14 protein-coding genes and 2 pseudogenes are annotated in these 19,462 nt (G+C 44.9%); 14 read left to right on the top strand and 2 right to left on the bottom strand.

The genetic code is table 11. The annotated features are described in order from the left end of the window. Positions 1-29 precede the first annotated feature (29 nt). Positions 30-1,790, bottom strand: a complete 1,761-nt coding sequence (locus tag ACFVS2_RS19885; RefSeq protein WP_390236840.1) for an RNA polymerase sigma factor — start codon at positions 1,788-1,790, stop codon at positions 30-32. Between the two features lie 225 nt (positions 1,791-2,015). On the opposite strand from ACFVS2_RS19885, the gene ACFVS2_RS19880 reads away from it, so the two are divergent. The 7 genes and pseudogenes from ACFVS2_RS19880 to ACFVS2_RS19850 all read left to right on the top strand — a co-directional run bounded on the left by ACFVS2_RS19880 (position 2,016) and on the right by ACFVS2_RS19850 (position 6,873). Continuing rightward, the gene (locus ACFVS2_RS19880) at positions 2,016-2,354 is read left to right on the top strand and encodes a hypothetical protein (RefSeq protein WP_173618291.1); all 339 of its coding nucleotides are present in this window, start codon (positions 2,016-2,018) and stop codon (positions 2,352-2,354) included. Positions 2,355-2,465: 111 nt separating this feature from the next. After that, entirely contained in the window at positions 2,466-2,930 is a 465-nt protein-coding gene (locus ACFVS2_RS19875) for a hypothetical protein (RefSeq protein ID WP_390236838.1), read from the top strand. 28 nt (positions 2,931-2,958) lie between these two features. Next, complete coding sequence (locus ACFVS2_RS19870; RefSeq protein ID WP_173618289.1) at positions 2,959-3,687, top strand: ABC transporter ATP-binding protein; 729 nt, start codon at positions 2,959-2,961, stop codon at positions 3,685-3,687. After that, positions 3,687-4,868 carry an ABC transporter permease gene (locus ACFVS2_RS19865; RefSeq protein ID WP_390236835.1) on the top strand — a complete coding sequence of 394 codons (1,182 nt, stop codon included), beginning with the start codon at positions 3,687-3,689 and terminating at the stop codon, positions 4,866-4,868. Before ACFVS2_RS19870 ends, ACFVS2_RS19865 begins: the two co-directional genes overlap by 1 nt. A gap of 67 nt (positions 4,869-4,935) precedes the next feature. Continuing rightward, positions 4,936-5,067 (top strand): annotated as a pseudogene (locus ACFVS2_RS19860) (DMT family transporter); the annotation flags it as partial. Positions 5,068-5,241: 174 nt separating this feature from the next. Next, positions 5,242-6,362 (top strand): annotated as a pseudogene (gene tnpB, locus ACFVS2_RS19855) (IS200/IS605 family element RNA-guided endonuclease TnpB). Between the two features lie 121 nt (positions 6,363-6,483). Further along, positions 6,484-6,873: an EamA family transporter gene (locus ACFVS2_RS19850; RefSeq protein ID WP_390236833.1), complete on the top strand. Its 390-nt coding sequence runs from the start codon at positions 6,484-6,486 to the stop codon at positions 6,871-6,873. A gap of 72 nt (positions 6,874-6,945) precedes the next feature. Here the strand turns inward: ACFVS2_RS19850 and ACFVS2_RS19845 are convergent, their stop codons facing one another. Beyond that, positions 6,946-7,950 (bottom strand): ROK family glucokinase, encoded by a 1,005-nt coding sequence (locus tag ACFVS2_RS19845; protein WP_452101544.1) that lies wholly within the window; start codon positions 7,948-7,950, stop codon positions 6,946-6,948. 112 nt (positions 7,951-8,062) lie between these two features. Here ACFVS2_RS19845 and ACFVS2_RS19840 point away from each other — a divergent pair, with 112 nt between their 5' ends. The 7 genes from ACFVS2_RS19840 to pglX all read left to right on the top strand — a co-directional run bounded on the left by ACFVS2_RS19840 (position 8,063) and on the right by pglX (position 19,456). Then, complete coding sequence (locus ACFVS2_RS19840; protein WP_390236829.1) at positions 8,063-8,953, top strand: diacylglycerol kinase; 891 nt, start codon at positions 8,063-8,065, stop codon at positions 8,951-8,953. A gap of 118 nt (positions 8,954-9,071) precedes the next feature. Beyond that, complete coding sequence (rlmD, locus tag ACFVS2_RS19835) at positions 9,072-10,505, top strand: 23S rRNA (uracil(1939)-C(5))-methyltransferase RlmD (RefSeq protein WP_390236827.1); 1,434 nt, start codon at positions 9,072-9,074, stop codon at positions 10,503-10,505. 245 nt (positions 10,506-10,750) lie between these two features. Beyond that, the gene (locus ACFVS2_RS19830; RefSeq protein ID WP_390236825.1) at positions 10,751-11,017 is read left to right on the top strand and encodes a TIGR04540 family protein; all 267 of its coding nucleotides are present in this window, start codon (positions 10,751-10,753) and stop codon (positions 11,015-11,017) included. A gap of 17 nt (positions 11,018-11,034) precedes the next feature. Then, positions 11,035-11,631: a DUF1819 family protein gene (locus ACFVS2_RS19825; protein ID WP_390236823.1), complete on the top strand. Its 597-nt coding sequence runs from the start codon at positions 11,035-11,037 to the stop codon at positions 11,629-11,631. Between the two features lie 14 nt (positions 11,632-11,645). After that, the gene (locus tag ACFVS2_RS19820; RefSeq protein ID WP_390236822.1) at positions 11,646-12,212 is read left to right on the top strand and encodes a DUF1788 domain-containing protein; all 567 of its coding nucleotides are present in this window, start codon (positions 11,646-11,648) and stop codon (positions 12,210-12,212) included. Positions 12,213-12,230: 18 nt separating this feature from the next. Next, on the top strand, positions 12,231-15,800 hold the full coding sequence (gene brxC, locus ACFVS2_RS19815; protein ID WP_390236820.1) for a BREX system P-loop protein BrxC: 3,570 nt from the start codon (positions 12,231-12,233) through the stop codon (positions 15,798-15,800). A gap of 80 nt (positions 15,801-15,880) precedes the next feature. Further along, entirely contained in the window at positions 15,881-19,456 is a 3,576-nt protein-coding gene (gene pglX / locus ACFVS2_RS19810) for a BREX-1 system adenine-specific DNA-methyltransferase PglX (RefSeq protein ID WP_390236818.1), read from the top strand. Positions 19,457-19,462 lie beyond the last annotated feature (6 nt).

Genomic DNA, 19,462 nt, shown 5'->3' with positions numbered 1-19,462 from the left:
TTCTGACTGCGTTCTTTTTTCTGTCCCTTTTATGTGCGCGCCTGATTTGCAGTGAGTCCCGTCTGTATTTGTTCCAGTACAGATACGGCAGCACGCTCATTTCGCTCAATAGCCTGCAACAACGCAATAGCTTGCTTACCCTGCTCCGCATCGTTTGGCTCGCCTCCAGCCGGGAACGGGAAAAGCTTGCTTAACGTGACAAAGCCATCGGCAATCGCCCCGTACAAGCCAGCCGCTTCTTTCATCAATGGGCGAACCTCATCAAACTCAGAATCTGTCCACGTATCAACGATTTCGCTCCAGAAAAGAGAGGCGTAGCGACGTGCATCCCCGTTCACCACGGTCGTATACGCGTTGCCATTCGGCTCAACCGTTCCCTTTTCATAGGCTTCCTGCCAAGCAGCATAGGCGGCTAGACCATTGACGCAGCTCGGGTCCTGCGGTTCTTCTCCACGATAATGAACGAGTGCAGATTGGAGGGCATTTGCGAGCATCGTGCGTTGATCGATCGGAAACGCACGGTCGATGGCAAGGACAAATAGCTCCTCGAGGATACCCCGCCCCAAGTTTTCATAAGGAATGGTGCTGTCGTTTCGGCAGTTATCTCCTGCGAAAAACACCCTTTTTTCATCATCATAGCCGTAGATCAATCCGAACTCTGGCATGAACAGGTCCCAAGCAAGCACAGGGTGCCCTTTGTCGATGGAGCGGTGAACCAGATCCAATGCTTCCGGCAAGAGGACAGACAGCTGGCGCTTCTGGCGTGCTTCCGGGCTGAGCAGCGAAGGTTCTACTTGATTGGCATTAATGCTTGGCTCGCAGGAAAGATGATACGAGGTGACGGCACGAGATTCAAAGCCCATGTTTTTCAAACCCTGCTGCAAGACTCGCTGAAAGTGAAACATCGTCGGGCCCGCAATATGAATATTTTCAGGAACGATCGTCAAGCGAAAGGCATGGCCGCTCAGGCCAAGGATCATCGGCAAAGACATTTTTCGTTCAGTCGATTCTACCAATCCGTATAGTGCTGCTGCGCAAGTAACCCAAGTAGGCATCGTGAATGCTTCTGGTTTATTCAATACTGCTTGTTTCATACTCCCCGCAACCTTTCTCGTCTTCATGTATTGATCAACAACGACACGAGTTTTTTCCTGAATCAGTTTTTTGCGAGAACGCGATAGCACTTGGTAGACATTCGCCTGGGACATCTGGAACATGTGGGCGATCTCATGAGGGGCCAAATGGTCAAAAAAGTGAGATTCCACAATGCGTCTCTCCCGAGGATTGAGGCAGTACAGCAGGCTCCTGATCGTCTCAAACAGTTCACGCCGCACCATGACTTCTTCAGGATTGGTGTTCTGCGCAGAGTGTGACCAAGACCGTCCCAGCCTGTGCAGGATACTATCGAGGTCTTCCCAGTCAGTCGGTTCCTGCTCATGCGTCTGTTTGCCTAGACTCGAGAAGACGGTTTCCCTTTTTTGCGGACCCTTCGAAAGCCGGGTGTACGCCTGATTACGCACAATCCGATGCAGCCAAGGAAGGAAACGTCGACTGTCCACCAGCGTTCCAAGGTGCAAAAAGGCGCGAATGAGAGCATCCTGAACGATGTCTTCGGCAAGAAAGGCTTCTTGTGTGTACGACCGTGCATAGCCGTATACTTTGGAGCGATGACGCCTGACCAGCTCGCTAAACGCCTCCTGATCTCCGGCTTTTGCCTGCTCTACCAGAGCCTCGTCTTCTATCTGGGTGTGTTCCTCATGAGTCTTGGGCCTGATTATCAAGTGATCCATCGCAATAACTCCTCGTGATTTGTTGATTTACAGTGTAGACTTCTGGTTCACGGATTATCTGACACGGGATGCGAAAAAATTTCGGAGTTTTTTAAACTGTTCTATCTAGTGTATCAGACAAATAAAGGCAGTGGTTTTTCCAATGGCAGATGACAAAGCAATTTGTAACAATTTCCACTCTCCCCTATAATGAACGTACAGGAAGAAAAAGGAGGATGGAAGTACATGAAGCTCATTTCTGTTGCAGGAGAAAGTGTGGCACCTGGAAAAGGTGGATCACCGTCTGATACATTTGATCGTTCCATTTCTACATGGCAAGAAAACGGTCAAGAAAAAACAATAACCGTCACCTATGTGCGTTTTTTTGGAAAAGTACTCGCTGAGCGAGGCATTTATGATCAAGAGGCAGAAGGTGTTCCTGTCAGCCATTTGGTAGCGACTCTGTTTCTAGAAAAGAATCCAGAGGCAAAAGAAACTCGTCATTATATTAACGATACGGAGGCTTTCGTCGCGCTGTTTGAAGACTTTTCCCTGACAAAGTGGAAAGAGCGTTATCCTCTGTAGGATACGAGGATTACAGCTTTCAAAGTCAAAAGATTCAGATTCGCCAAAGACACATACGGGTAACTTTTGTGAGGGCATGCTAAGGGCAACCAATTATTGGAGGGAATTAGCATGTTTTCTATTTGGTTGCCACTGGTGCTGACGTCTTCTGCGCTAGTGTTTGGTGCGATACCTTCGCATGTCCCTACGACTTCCTCGGCGGCGTGGATGGTAGCTGTGCAGGAGTTTGATGCGTTTTTGCAGGACTGGAAAAAAGGGCAGACGCTTGCGAACCTGCGTCACCCGCTTTTTGACCTCACGGGAGTGTCAGCGGTGTCAGGAATGATGGAAATCATCCGTTTTTCGGGAGAGGCCCACGGGCAAACCGGAGAAATCACCCTTTCGTTTTACACACTGGAAGGCGACAAGGTCTTTTCGCCCCCAGGCTCCGTGTCTGTCGCGCGAGTCGATGAGAAGCGGCGGGAATTCCATGTCACTGGAGTCATACCGCGGGTTTTGCGCGGGCGGACGGGTGTCGTACAGGTGACGTTTACGGGAGAAAAGCGGGCGTCGTTCTTGCTGAAGGTACGATTCTAGTGAAAGTACGGGAGAGGAGGGGCTGCTGTTGATTGAGGTCAAGGATGTTAGCAAGCGATTCAAGGAGATCGCAGCGGTCCAGCATGTATCGTTTCGGGTCGAGGCAGGCGAGGTTTACGGACTTCTCGGAGAAAACGGTGCGGGAAAGACAACGACGATGCGGATGATGGCGACGGTTTTGACCCCGACCGAGGGAGACATCGAGATTAGTGGGTTTTCCGTTCGACAGCAACCACTTGAAGTGCGCCGCAGAATCGGCATTTTGTTCGGGGGAGATGTGGGTCTTTACAGCCGTTTGACAGCGCGGGAAAATATCGCGTATTTCGGTCGTCTATACGGATTGGAGCAAGCGAGGCTTGAGGAGCGGATTCATAGTCTGAGCCGGATGCTTGAGATGGATGATTTTATCGACAGGCGAGTGGGGGCCTTTTCCCGGGGAATGAAGCAAAAGGTGGCGATTGCCCGGACGCTCGTACACGATCCCGATGTCATTTTGCTGGATGAACCGACGACAGGACTGGATGTAACGGCTGCTACAATCTTTCGAAGAATGGTCAGAAAGCTGCAAGAGGAGGGAAAGACGATTCTGTTTTCCAGTCACAACATGGGCGAGATTAACAAGCTGTGCAAAAGGGTTGCGCTTATGCACAAGGGTAAGCTGCGGTTCGCCGGGGGATTGGATGCTTTACGCGAGCAGTTTGGGACAGAGGATCTGGACGACATTTTCATGGCTGTCGTGGAAGGGAGCGAAGGCTGATGGGCTCGCATGTCGTTTGGACCGTATTGAAAAAAGAACTGATGGACTTGTTTCGCGATCGCAAGGCGTGGATGGGGACGCTCCTGGTGCCATTGCTCGTCATTCCGTTCGTCTTCTTTTTGCTGGGGACGTCCTATAGCAATGTGGAAAAAGAAGCGAGGGAGTACATCCCGTTAGCGGTTCAAGGATCATCCTCATTGATTGCGGTTTTGCAAAAAAATTCTGCCGTTCAAATCCTGGAGCCAGCCAATCCGGAGCAAGCACTGCAAGCAGGTCAGCTGCGCGCTATTTTGACGATTCCGGCTGGCTTCGATGAGGAGATCGCGGCGGGAAAAACAGCTCAGTTATCGGTTGCCTATGACTCCACCAATCAAAAGTCTGTCTATGCCCGTACGTTGATCGAGCAGACAGTAGAGTCTTACAGCAAAGACGTCGTAGCGAAAAGGTTGAACCAAGCGGGCTTGTCCGAGCAGACGATTCAACCGATTGTCCCCACCTTTCAAAATGCAGCCTCTGAGGAAAGGAAGTCGGGAGGGATGCTGGCTGGCATCATTCCGTTGATGTTGGTAGTCTCACTGGCATCCGCGGGAATGGCCGCAGCGAATGATCTCGTCGCTGGTGAGAAAGAGCGGGGAACGCTCGAATCGCTGTTGACGGCGCCGATTGCAGCCCAGCACATCCTCACGGCAAAGCTGTTGGCTGTCATGACTATGAGTACCATGGGGGCAGTAGCGTCGCTGATTTCTGTCACCCTGGCCATGCGTATGGGACCGATGGGGATGGAAGGAGATCATTTTACACTCGCCTTCTTCTCACCTGCCACTTTGTTGGTGCTCATCGTGACGATTTTGTTGTTGGCGGCGCTTTTTGCAGGGTTGGAGCTTGTTTTGAGTACGATTGCCAAGTCTTTTAAAGAGGGGCAGACGTACATGAGTGCTGTCATATTTTTGGCGATGGTTCCCTCGTACATGCTGATGCCAGTCAGTCCGGTCGACATCCCTGCGCATTACTACGTCATGCCTGTGTTCAACGGTGTCGCACTGTCCAAGGAAGTGTTTTATGGCAAGGTCGACCCGATGCATGCACTCCTAGGGATTGGCTCCTTGCTTGTCTATGTGGTTTTCACTATTTTTCTCGCGTCGCGCATATTCCGTAGAGAAGGAGCGGGGTTAAAGCACTGAACACGGAGATGAACCTGCCCTGTTGCTTCTTTTGTCGCTGTCATTTCGAGAAAGCTGGTGAAATGTTGTGAATCCGCTGTATGTCGGTGTGTTATATATTTTCGGATCGGCTGCTGGCTTTGGCGTCATGTCTATTTTCGCTGTGTACGCCTACGAAGCGGGTGTGTCTGTTTCAACGCTCTTGTTTTTGCGGTTTTTATCATAACAGCCGAGAAGACTTCCACTTCTAAGCCATGCATAGCTTGGCGAAAGTGGGGGATGAATCGGCGCTGCGAAGGAAGGACTTCTGTTTTTTTTCGGTTGCTCCCGCAATATTTTTGTGGAACATACGTTCTTGTCATGGTAAACTCTTCCTGCGAGGAGATGAATCAGGATGCTCCGTAAAAAGGCTTTCCAATTTCGCATTTTTCCCAACCTTGAACAAGCCATACTCATCTCGAAGACATTGGGATGCAGTCGCTTTGTGTTCAATCGATTTCTGGCACATTGGAACGAAACCTACAAACAAACGGGCAAGGGGTTATCTTACCATTCTTGTTCTGCTCAACTGCCACAGTTAAAAAAAGAACAGTCTTGGCTCCAAGAAGTAGACAGCACAGCCCTTCAATCTTCCCTCAACAACCTCGCAGATGCTTTCACACGATTTTTCAAGAGACAAAATGAAGCGCCACGTTTCAAAAGCAAGAAGAATAAAGTCCAGTCTTATACCACGAAATATACGAATGGAAACATCCGGATCGCTGGGAACCAAATCAAGCTGCCGAAACTTGGCTGGGTGACATTCGCAAAATCAAGAGAGGTAGAGGGACGGATTCTAAACGTCACGGTTAGACGAAATGCTAGCGGGAAATATTTTGTTTCGGTGCTTTGTGAGGTACCTTACTCTCCGAATATTCCTGTGGACAAAGAGAAAACCATTGGCATTGACCTGGGTCTCAAAGAATTTGCTACGTTTTCCACGGGGGAAAAGATCAAGAATCCCAAGTACCTTCGTCTGTACGAAAAGAAACTGAACCAATGGCAAAGGCGGCTTTCACGCCGAAAAAAAGGCGGAAAAAATTACGACAAAGCGAGAAAAAAGTAGCGATCTTGCACGAAAAAGTTGCCAACACCCGAAATGACTTCCTGCATAAACTGTCCACTAGGCTGATTCACGAAAACAAAGTGATCTGTTTGGAGGATTTGCAAGTGAAATACCTGATCAAGAATCACAAGCTGGCGAAAAGCATTGCCGATGCGTCATGGTCCACTTTTCGCGCCATGATGATCTACAAAGCCGAATGGTATGGACGAACGCTCTCCCTTGTTGGCAAACAGTTTCCTTCCAGCCAACTTTGCTCCACGCCAAAATGCGGGAACCGCAACAGAGACGTCAAGAATCTGAACTTGCGAGAATGGACATGTTCGTACTGCGGGACACGGCATGATCGTGACGAGAATGCTGCGATCAATATTGTGCGAGAAGGACTACGGTTGTTGTGTGAAACAACTTAACTGTCGGAACGACAGGGATAGCTTGGCGCATTTCACTTCGGTAAAGGTGATTACCCAAGAATCCCCCACTTCAAGGCACTAGCCTTAGTGGTGGGAGCGTTCAAATTGTGGTGGGAATCGAGTGGTAAAAGGCGTTTCGTCCTATGTAACGTCTGCGTACATCGTCCTGTTTGCTACCATTTCTACCTTTTTCATTGCGCTAAAAGACGGAGGTGTCGACCTGTCTTTTGCGGTACAAGGGTGGTGGGCGCTTCTGGGGATCGTCGTTTTTTCTACGGTGGTCGCCATCAGTTTTTTCTTCCGCGGCTTGCAACTGATCGGGTCAACCAAAGCGTCGGTACTAAGCACGCTGGAGCCCGTTGTCACGTTTGGGTTTTCGGCGATGTTGTTTGGCGAAGCTTTTAGCCTTCTTCAGCTGTTGGGAGGATGTGCCGTGCTAGTCGGTGCTGCGTTGATTGTTTCGGGCAAAGGCGGCGAGCCAGAGCTGGCACCCAGGCAGGCTTCTTCATAAAGTTATACCAAAAAGACGCTCTTGCTGTGAGGATTCACGTGCAGGAGCGTCCATTTTTTTTATGTGGCCCGATCAGGATTCGTTCATTTGTGAGCGGATTAACCAGCCCGCACCGTACACACCCGCATCATTGCCGAGTTCGGCAGGAACGATCTCTGTGGACTCGACGACGTAGGTGAATGGAACAAAGCGTTTGAATGATTCACGGATTCGGGAAAAGAGGAAGTCACCTGCTGCGGCCACGCCTCCACCGATCATAAACTTCGCCGGATTGAGAACATTCGCCAAATGAGAGAGCGCGAGACCGAGATAGAGCGCCACTTGATCGATAATCGCGAGAGCCGCTGTGTCACCTGCTACGGCTGCTTCGAGGACATCCTTGGCAGCAATGGTTCCTTTGGCGGCAAGTACAGCAGCAAGCGCCGGGCTTGATCCGTTTGTAGCTGCAAATCGCCCTTCACGAATGATAGCAGTCGCAGAGGTATATGTTTCGAGACAACCTGTTTTGCCGCAATTGCAGGGGGCACCGCTATCCGGGGTCATGGTGATGTGACCGATTTCGCCGCCAACACCGTTGATACCATGGATCACCTTTCCATTCAAAATGACGCCTCCACCTACACCTGTGCCGAGTGTGATGAGAACGAGGTCTTGTGCACCTTGGCCTGCACCTTGCCACATTTCCCCGAGGGCTGCGACATTGGCATCGTTGTCAACCGCGACTGACAGACCTGTAAGGGATTCCAATTTTTCCTTTAATAAAACGGGTTGGCGCCAGTGAAGATTCACCGCTTGGAAGACAATTCCCTTCCCGCCATCGACGGGTCCGGGTACTCCTACACCGATTCCGCAGACTTGCGAAAGAGAATAGTCATGCTGCGCAAGAAGATCATGAGACATGTCTACGATTTTTTGCAAAATGCCATCCTCGCCGTCCGCAACAGGCGTCGGTTCTTGCATTTTTGTAACCAGCTCACCGCCTGGCGTAATCAAAGCCATCTTGATTGCAGTGCCACCCACATCTACTCCCACGATGATCTTCTTCACAAGCGTCTCCCCTATCTCCTTAATTTCCATCTTTTTCTATCTTATCACGCTACATTGAGCATAGCGATTCCCAAAAATGGCTATACAGGATATGATGGAAGAGAGTACCCCCGTGAGCGAGGGAAGGAAGAAGGTATCTGCCTTGAAACGAGCCAGATTAATCTACAATCCAAGCTCCGGCCGGGAGATCGTGCGTCGGCGATTGCCGGAAATCCTCGATTTAATGGAGTCGGCCGGATATGAAACTTCATGCTATGCGACCAAAGGGGAAGATGATGCGACAGAAGAAGCTGCTCGTGCAGTAGCTCGCGGTTTTGACGTCATCCTGGCCGCTGGTGGAGATGGAACCATATATGAAGTAGTCAATGGGATGGCAGAGCATAAAGCACGTCCATCTCTTGGAATAATCCCCTGCGGAACGAGTAATGATTTTGCCCGGGCGGTCGGTATACCGAAATCGATCACGCGTGCAACGGAGATTATCGCCAAGGGCAAGAAGAAACGTATTGACCTGGGACGCATCAACAACCGCTATTTTATGAATATCGCGGGTGGCGGCTCACTGACGAATTTGACCTATGAGGTTCCGAGCAAGCTGAAAACGCTAATCGGACAAATGGCGTATTACGTCAAGGGTTTGGAGAAGCTGCCGTCGCTGCACCCGATCCGTGTTCGTCTGGAAAGCCGTAGAGAGGTGCTGTTGGATGAAGAAATCATGGTTTTCCTCATCGCCAATAGCCGCTCGGTAGGCGGTTTTGACAACATCGCCCCGGAAGCCGATTTGTCAGACGGCAAGCTGGATGTCATCGTTGTGAAGAAGTTGAATATTGCGGAGTTTATTCGCTTGGCGACACAGGCGGTTCGCGGCGAGCACCTGAAGGACCCAAACATCCTGTATTTCCAGGCAGATTACATCAAAGCCACTTCACCGAGCGGAGAGACGGTTCAGCTCAATCTGGACGGTGAGCTGGGCGGACAGCTGCCTTGCGTGGTGGAAGCGTTGCCGGGGCATATCGAGTTGTTCGTCCCGTAAGAAGATAGTAAAATGAATAGCAATAGCCGTGGGGATGCCGCTTTTCGCTGTGCATCCCTGCATGTTTCCTAGAGCGAAAACGAAAACCTATAGAGCAAGATAAAAGGAGCAATAGATAGTGGCGAAGACAACAAAGAAGCGGCGCGGTCCGCACCCGACAGCCAAAGTGGAGCTGGACGTCCCTGTACGTGTCGGACAAACCGTGGAAGTGGAGATAACCGGACTGAACCACGAAGGAGCAGGAGTCGGCCGGATTGAAGGATATACGCTGTTCGTAGATGGCGCACTTGCAGGAGAGCGAGTTCATGCGCGCGTCGATCATGTGAAGAAAAACTTCGGCTTTGCCAAGATGACAGAAGTAGTAGAAGCGAGCACCCATCGCTTCCTGCCGCCCTGTCCGCTGTACGACCGTTGCGGAGGCTGTTCGTTGCAGCATCTCGTATATGAGGAGCAACTGCGGCATAAGCAGCAAATCGTGCGGGACAACCTGCGACGTATTGGCGGTTTCCAAGTCGAAGGGGAAGGGGCCATTACGGTTCACCCGACACTCGGCATGAGTGATCCATGGCGCTACCGCAACAAAGCACAGGTACCAATCGGTGAGGAAAACGGGGCGTTGGTCGGCGGCTTTTACGCGGAGAAATCCCACTCGATCATCGACATGAACGAATGTCTCATTCAGCATCAGGCGAATGATGAAGCAGTGGCAGCCGTTAAGCAGGCGGCGACCAAGTTGAATATTAAGGCATATGACGAGGTGCGAAATACCGGATTACTCCGCCATGCGGTAGTCAAGGTAGGGGTCAAGACGGGGGAAGTCATGGTCGTTCTCGTGACGACAGAGGAGCAGATTCCGCAGCGCGATCAGCTGGTGGAAGCGATTCGTGCACAGGTAGCTGGCGTGACGAGTATCGTACAGAACATCAACCCGGACAAGACCAACGTTATTTTTGGTAAAAAGACCGTGACGCTCTGGGGCAGCGATGTGATTTACGATTATATCGGTCCGATCAAGTTTGCCATTTCGGCGCGGTCGTTTTATCAGGTCAATCCTGCTCAGACCGAGGTGCTGTACAACAAGACGTTGGAGTATGCGGGTGCGACTGGTACGGAGACGGTTATTGATGCGTACTGCGGCATCGGGACGATTTCGCTCTTTCTGGCGCAGAAGTCCAAGCATGTGTACGGTGTGGAGATTGTGCCGGAAGCGATTGCGGATGCGAATCGCAATGCACAGTTGAACGGCGTGGAGAATGCGACGTTTGAGGCTGGACCTGCAGAGGTTGTCATTCCTGCTTGGAAAGAGAAGGGCATACGGGCGGACGTGATTGTGGTTGACCCACCGCGCAAAGGCTGTGATGAGGCGTTGTTAACGACGATTTTGGAGATGCAGCCGGAGAGAGTGGTTTATGTGTCTTGTAATCCTTCTACGTTGGCGAGGGATTTGAAGGTGCTGGCGGAGAGGTATGAAGTGAAGGAAGTGCAGCCGGTGGATATGTTTCCGCATACGGGGCATGTGGAGTCGGTTGCTTTGTTGGTGAGAAGAGTGTAGCGAAAAAATAAACCCCTGAAATAGTTGATATTAGCCTTGGGAAAAGATCGAGGTAAAATGAAAAATCCAGCAACCTCAACTCTTTTCCCTGTGTAGTAGAGTTATGGCAATAGGTATTTGAGAACGAGTAATTGACTGAACCGCTGAAATAGCGGTTTTTCTTTTTTTCATGTATCTTGCGTAAGTAAAAAAGTAAGAATAAGATATAAATAGAGTAAAAGTTAAAGTGGTTTGAGGTGTTCTCTGTGGAAATCAAACTCTTCTATAAAAGGCAACGTGAACTTGCCAGTGTATTAAACAGTATCGTCGATGCTTACTGGGAAAATTCAATGAGTGAAGAAGACCTGATGAAGAATGTATCTGTTATTTACACCAACAATTCGAAAAAAATTCTAAAGCAGAATGACTTTACTACAATTCTCAAGCAACAATGCGGTAAGAGAAGGCTTGAGGTCATTGAGCGGATATTACATATGAACGGAATGGTACAAGATAAACAATCTGTGGGTTGAAAGAAGGGAGCTGAATCATGTCTCAAGAATTAGATTATAGTGCGACTATAACTGGGGCTTCTTTCCTGTTTTATGAGTTTAAGCAGGTCGTAAGTCTTAAAGAGCAGGGATTAGGGGATTCAAACATAAAGGAAAGGGTCATAACAGAAAACTTGTTTCAATACAAGGTAAAAGCGAGTCTTAAAAGGAGCCTGCCATCGGTTTTGCGGAGAGTAAATGTACTGGATGGTACTTTAAGAAAAATGGTACTGGAAGAATCGCTGGTAACGGGTAAAATCATTAACCTTTACGCCATCATGAAAACGGACAGGCTCTACTTCGAATTCATGCATGAAGTCATCCGCGAAAAGCTTGAGTCGGATAGCTACTTGTTTGAAAAGAAAGATCTCAACTTATACTTTGCTTCTAAAGCAGAACAAGATGCAGGTGTAGCAGGGTGGACTGAACAGACAATCAATAAGCTAAAGCAAGTGTTTATCAAGGTTTTGTATGAATCAGGACTACTGAAGAATAAGAAGACAGGCGAGTTAAGCAGGATTCTGATGGACGAGCAGTTGAAGCGACATTTGATTCAAATTGGAGACGTTGCTTTTGTGCGAGCAATGGGTGAATGAGCGAGGGCAGACGTATGGCGAATTTAAACAGCAGGTTGGACAAGATCATACCGAAGATAAAGGAAGACAAGTTCATTGAAGGTAGAGGTCTGGGTAACGAGATCAGTTTCTATATCTTTGATTATGAACCAGAGAAGGAATTGATCGTTCGGGATTACATCTCCCATGTATTGAAAGAATTTAATTATGAAGGTTCTAATCGCAAGCTCATTGAGTTTGATCTATATAAGATGCTCATTGAGATTGCTAAGGAGAAGCGAATTTTTGATCGAATTCCGCAAATGGAGGAGAAACAGGGGAAAGATGCTTTGTTTAAGGCGATGGCAAACTTTGCGAAGCCTGAAATCTTTCTACAAAAGATTAAAGAACAAATGCAGGATCACGATGTTGTCCTTATCACAGGTGTAGGCAAAGTATATCCATTTGTTCGTTCCCATAATATCCTGAACAACCTTCAAGAGATACTGGATAAGACCCCTGTTATCATGTTTTTCCCAGGTAAGTACGATGGATTATCACTTCGCTTATTTGATCGTTTCAAAGACGACAACTATTATAGAGCATTTCGTTTAGTGGATTAGACCAGAGGGGGAAGGTTTGTGCTAATCAAAGATATGTTTGTGAAAGACATTGAACGTAGCATTAAGGGTGTAATTAAGGTCGCTCAGACTGATGAGAATAACATTTATCAGGAACTCGATGAATATGTCGTAACACGAGAGCTGAAGAAGCACTTATCTAAGTTTTACGAGAACTACCAGCACGGGATTGACGGCCATACCGATAAAATGGGCGTATGGATTTCGGGCTTTTTTGGTTCGGGTAAATCGCACTTTTTAAAGATTCTTGCCTATTTGCTTGAAAATAAGAAAGCGAAAGACAAGCGGGCAATCGATTTTTTTGCCGATAAAATCCAAGATCCAATTGTTCTTGCCAATATGAAGAGAACCGCTAACGTAGAAACCGAAGTTATTCTGTTCAATATTGATTCGAAAAGCTCATTGGATAACAAATCCAAAGAAGATGCCATTCTTCGGGTTTTTACTAAAGTATTCTACGAACATCAGGGCTTCTACGGCGATATTCCTGGTGTGGCAGAAATGGAGAAGTATCTGAACAAAGAAGGCTTGTATGAGGACTTTAAGCGTGAGTTTAAAGCGGCGGCAGGCGAAGAATGGGTTGATCGTAGAAATACCTTTTATTTTGATGCAGATTATGTCATTGGGGCTTTAACCAAGGTAACTTCGATGTCGGAAGAAACGGCGAGAAACTGGTTTGAGAATGGTGTAAATAACTTTGAAATCAGTATCGAGAAGTTTTCGAAGGACGTGAAAGATTACATTGCCCAGAAAGGGAACAACTTCCACCTTATTTTCCTTGTTGATGAAATAGGGCAATATATTGGAGACAATATACAGTTAATGTTAAACCTTCAAACAATGGCTGAAGATCTTGGGACACACTGCTTAGGCAAGGCATGGATCATGGTCACTTCACAGGAAAGCATCGATAGTATTGTTAAGGTGAAAGGCGACGATAATTTTTCCCGTATTCAAGGGCGATTCGATACGAGACTATCTCTATCCTCCATATCAGTTGATGAGGTTATCAAGAAACGGATTCTCGAAAAGAAAGAGCATGCGGCTGACAAACTGAAGCTTCTTTACCATGAGAAGAGTGCAACACTCAAGAATTTGATAAGCTTTAAGGACAGCACTGCGGATTTAAGAGGGTATGAAGATGATAGGGAATTTGCTGATGTGTATCCGTTTCTTCCTTATCAATTCAAGCTCCTTCAGAACGTATTCGAACAAGTACGTAAGCACGGAAGCTCTGGTAAACATTTGTCTGAAGGTGAACGCTCGATGCTTTCTGCCTTCAAAGAGGCTGGCTTACGATTTAAAAATGCGGTGGAAGGCACATTAATTCCTTTTTATGCATTTTACGACACAATCAAAGAGTTCTTAACGCCGTCTATCGCAAGGGTTATTGAGGGGGCATATGCGAATCCAGCATTACGTGAGGATGAATTTAACATAGATCTCCTTAAAGTGCTGTTTATGATTAAGTATATCAAAGAGCTTCCTGCTAACATCGACAATATTGCCACGCTAATGGTCACACAGATCGATGAAGATAAGCTGGCATTGAAGGAGAAAATCAAGGTTGCACTTCGAAAACTGATCTCTCAGACACTCATTCAGAAAAACGGTGAGTTCTACTTATTCCTGACGGATGACGAACAGGATATCAATCGAGAAATCAAGGACATGAGGATTGAAGAAGATGTCATCAAGCGTGAGCTTGCCACATATATCTTTCAAGATTTGTACGATGATAAGAGATACCGCTATTCTGCACAATACCAATTTCAGTACAACCAGAAGATGGATGAGAAAAACATTGGTAATCAAACGTCAAGTATCGGAATCAATATCCTTTCGCCGCTGTCTGATCACTATGCTAAATCCGAAGAAGAGCTAATGCTCATGTCTTCTGGTACAGGGGAGATGATTCTAAAGCTGGGTGCAAATGAAGCTTACGTGGAAGAAATGGAAGAAGTGCTCAAAATCGAAGAGTATCGGAAGAAGAAGAATCCGACACAGCTTCCAGAGAGCATTCAAAACATCTTAAATAATAAACAAGCAGAGGCAAGGGATCGTAGACGCAGAGTGAAGGATTTGCTGGAAGAAGCCATCAAAGGCGGCGTATTCTACATTAACGGCAATAAATCTGAGATCAAAGGTTCGTTGGTAAAAGAGCGGATTAACGCTGGATTTCAGTCGTTGGTCGAGAATGTATATACAAAGCTTGGTTACGTGAAGAAGTTCCTGGATTCAGAGAAGGACTTGATCACGATACTAAGAAAGAATACCGAACAACTGTCCATCGATGGAACACAAACGAATGCAAACGAGCTCGCTGTAAAAGAAGTCATGGACTTTATCAGCTTACAAGATAGCATTCAAAAGCAAATACGGGTTAAAGTGATATTAGATCGTTTCAAGGACAAGCCGTATGGTTGGAAGGATCTCGACATAGCGGGTCTGGTTGCGGAATTAATGAGAGAACAACGTATCCGACTCCGGCTTAACTCAGAATACTTGGAGCCAGAAGACGGCGACACCGTTAATGCATTGACCAAGGCAAATGAAGTTGAGAAAACCATTGTTGTAAAACGGGTCAAAGTTGATGAAGCGTTACTTAGAGTTGCCAAAAATATCTGTAAGCAAGTGTTCAATAAAACGGACGTGGCAGACGATGAGGATGGTCTGATTAAAGATATTCGAGTGTTCATTGAAGATCAAGTTAAAGAGATTAATGGACTAAAAAGCCGCTACGAAGGCAGAAAATATCCTGGCGGCAGTCTCTTGGAAAAAGGTCTTGAATATTTCGGTGAGTTTACGAAGGGATTAGATAACGTATCGTTCTTTACCAAGCTTCGGGATCTGGAAGATAACCTGTTAGACTGGGAAGAAGATGTTACGTATGTGAAGAGCTTCTTCGCCTCCCAAAAAGATATTTTTGATAAAGGACTTCGTGCAATCGAGAAGTACAAAGAGAACGATGTTTATTTATCGAGCAACGAAATTAAAGGTTATGCTGAAAAATTACAAGTGATTTTAACGGAAGCCCAGCCTTATCGTAGAATTAAAGAAATTCCTGAGCTTGTGAATAAAATTGATGAGCAAATTCAGAGTGTACTTGAAGAGAAGAAAGTAGCGGCAAAGAACGTCATTCAGTTGGATCTCGATTATCTCACGCTCCGTGCCAGTGAAGAGGGCACATCTGACGAGACAAAAAATCGCATTCAAGCTTACTATGACAACTTATATAGTGTTATGAATGAGCTTTCTGATATTTTCAAGGTAGATGCAGCCATAACTCAAAGCAACGATTTTAAAGATAAGCAGGGAATTGCACTTAATCGTGAAATTCAAGCGTTTTATAAAAAACAAGAAATCAATAATCCAGAAATAGTGGTTGACGGAAAAGAGCCTTACGTAGCGGTGAAAACAGCTCCTCTGAAAGAGCGGGTAAAAGTAAATAACTTACTCGTCACTAAAACTTTGCGTACAGAAGAAGATGTGGATCGGCTACTTAATACGCTGTCGGCTGAGCTGAAAAGAATTATTAAAAGCAATAAGCAAATTGAGTTTATTGATTAATTGACAGTGCCGTGGCTTTGGCCACGGCACTCTGGCTATCACATTAATCAAATTCCATTACGGGTTGGTGAACAGCACGCATGAATAAGACAGCCTTGAAAAATTTTGCGATCAATGCTCGTAAAGAGCTAATTGAGAAGGTCAAAGCAAAAGCTTTTAAAATAGGGATTACTGAAGAGAGCATCAAGAAAGCTCAGATTGAAGGCTCAGATGCGATCTATATTGATGGTAAACAGCTATCTGTTACTGAAAGGAAGCAACGGGATAAGCTTGTTTCTCGAATAAAGGAAATAGGATATAAGCAAGTTGTAGAAGAAGTAGTATATACATGGTTTAACCGCTTTACTGCTTTAAGATTCATGGAGGTAAATAACTATCTTCCTACAAAAGTAAGAGTATTGTCATCGAGTAATGCCGACAATCCTGAACCCGATATTATCAAAGAGGCATTGTCAGTAGACTTGGATATCGATAAAGAACTGGTATATGAATTGAAATTAAACAATAAAACAGAAGAACTTTTCAAGTATTTAGTCATTAAGCAATGCAACAGCTTGAATAAATATCTTCCATTTATGTTTGAAACTATCGATGACTACAAAGAAATTCTGTTTCCAGAAGGATTATTGGCTAAGGAGTCTTTTCTTCGTGAAATGACCGATGTAACAATCATCCCAGAATCCAATTGGAAACAGGCTGAGATAATAGGGTGGCTTTATCAGTATTACATTTCTGAAGAAAAGGATAGGGTTTTTAGAGAGAAGAAGAAGTTTAAAGCTGAAGAAATCCCTTATGCGACTCAACTCTTCACACCTGATTGGATTGTCCGATATATGGTGCAAAACTCTCTTGGGCGTTACTGGATTGAATCACATGCTGAACATAAAGTTTTGATAGGTAATTGGGAATTCTATCTTGAAGACCGGAATCATGATTTTGAAGAGAAACTGGATCAATATTTTAATAAGGAACTGAGTGTAGAAGATATTAAGTGCTTTGATCCTGCAATGGGAAGCGGACATATTCTTGTATATATGTTTGACGTGCTGTACGAAATTTATAGTCGATGTGGGTATATGGACCGTGAAATACCAAAACTTATCATCGAAAACAACCTTTATGGACTCGACATTGATGACCGAGCATATCAATTGGCATGTTTTTCAATTGTCATGAAGGCAATGGAATACAACAAACGTTTCTTTAGAATTATTGAAAATGAAGGATTATCGCTGAATTTAGCTTCAATTCAAGAATCAAATATCCTAACCGATCAAGATATTGCCTACATTGCTGGAGAGAGTGTTGGAGAAAATTTCGAACAAATGAAAGAGTTTTTTGAGCAATTTAGAGAGGCTAAAACAATTGGTTCTCTTATTAAAGTGGATATATATCCTCGTGAGTTATTAGAAAATAGATTGGAAATCATTAAGGCAAATCCAGTTAGCGACTTGTTTATGATGGGAACGAGAGAAAAATCCTTAATTCTTCTATCACAACTAATCAAACAGGCCTACATAATGAAAAATCAATATGATGTTCTCGTTACCAATCCACCTTACATGGGTTCAAAAAATATGAACGCAGTGTTGGCCTCCTTTTTGAATAAACATTACCCTGATTCAAAAGGAGATTTATTTGCATCTTTTATGGAGATTGATCATTACATTAAAAACTCTGGTTTTTATGCAAGTATTAATCAACATTCTTGGATGTTTTTGTCAAGCTTTGAAAAATTAAGGAAAAAATTGATCTGTAACAAATTAATAGATTCAATGTTGCACTTGGGTCCAAGAGCCTTTGAGGAAATAGGGGGAGAAGTTGTTCAGTCTACAGCATTTGTATTAAGAAACGTCTATGTGCAAAATGTCAGGGGAATTTATTTACGACTGATTAATGAAAAAACGTCAAATGATAAGAAAGAGAAAACACTAAAAGCTGTTCAAAATCCGACTGTTCCTTACCGCTATTCTTTTGCACAAGACAACTTCAATAAAATTTTAGGAAGTCCCATTGTATATTGGGTTAGTGATTATATAATACGTGCATTTAAAATAGGGGAATCTTTAAGAGAAATAGCAGACCCAAGAAAAGGATTAGCAACAACAGATAACGAGAGGTTTTTAAGATTATGGCATGAAATTGCTTTTTCCAATTTAGGAATAGGTTATAAAGATGCCAATAGTGCAAAATCAAAAGCTCAAAAATGGTTTCCATTGAACAAGGGAGGTAGCTTCAGGCGGTGGTATGGGAACAAAGAGTTTGTCATTAACTGGTTTGATGATGGGGTAGAAATTAAGAATGCAGTCATAAAAAGGTATAATGGAGGTAGCTATACTAAAGAAATAAGAAGTGAAGATAAATATTTTTCTGATAGCATTACTTGGAGTGCTTTGACTACCAGCAAATTAAGTTTTCGATTTTCTGACTATGGAGCTCTGTTTGATTCTGCAGGTTCATCAATGTTTATTAATGATGAATATAGATATTACCTTCTTGGCTTTCTTAACACACCTGTTGCAGAAAATTTACTGCAAATGCTAAATCCTACTCTTAATTATGGTGCTGGTACAGTAGGAGGTATACCAGTTATATATGCAAAAGAGTTTGCAATGAAAGTAAATGAAATTGTTAGTGAAAATATAAAATTATCCCAAAATGACTGGGATACATTTGAAACCTCATGGGACTTTGTATCGCATCCACTTCTGTACTCACAGAAATTAAGAGACAAAATGCATAATGGGGAGAGAAAGCTGAGTGGAGAATTACTTGAGGATAGTTATAAAAAATGGCAGGAGTTCGCCGAAAGACAGTTTGCACAACTTAAAGCCAACGAAGAACAATTAAATCGTATATTTATTGAAATTTATAATTTACAGGATGAGTTAAAACCAACGGTTGAGGACAAGGATATTGCAATCCGCAAGGCGGATAATTTAAGGGACATTAAATCCTTTATTTCTTATGGCGTTGGTTGTATGTTTGGAAGATACTCATTAGATGAAGATGGACTTATCTTTACGGGAGGAAAGTTTGATCTAGAGAGATATAAAACATTTGCTGTGGATAAAGACAACATTCTCCCCATCCTATCAGGTGCTTATTTTGAAGAAGATATAGTATCCAAATTCATAGAATTTGTTAAAGTTACCTTGGGAGAAGAAACTTTAGCGGAAAATCTTGAGTATATAGCGGATTCTCTTGGGAAGAAAGATGGAGAAATAGCTAAAGAAACATTAAGGAGATACTTGCTTAATGACTTCTTCAAAGATCATTTGCAAACATACAAAAAGAAGCCGATATATTGGATGTTCACCTCTGGAAAGCAGAAGGCATTTAACTGCTTGATTTACATGCATCGCTACGACCGATCAACTCTGTCGAGAATAAGAACGGACTATCTACATGAGCTACAGATTCGCTTAGACTCAGAGAGAAAATCTCTTATCGATATTATCGAAGGAGATGGAACTACAAAGGAAATAAGCAACGCTAAGAAGGAGCTGAAGTTTTTGGACTTGAAGATTCAAGAACTACAAGCATATGATGAAAAACTCCATCACTTGGCAGATATGCAGATCGGAATTGATCTGGATAATGGTGTTACTGTTAACTATGCGAAATTCGAAGGCTTACTCGCTCCAATTAAATAAATTGGG

Origin of the sequence: Brevibacillus sp. NPDC058079 (assembly GCF_042885155.1) — a bacterium.
In the GTDB taxonomy this organism is placed as follows: Bacteria; Bacillota; Bacilli; order Brevibacillales; family Brevibacillaceae; genus Brevibacillus.
Note: the sequence above shows the minus strand (reverse complement) of the source record. Positions and strands in the feature narration are given on the sequence as shown.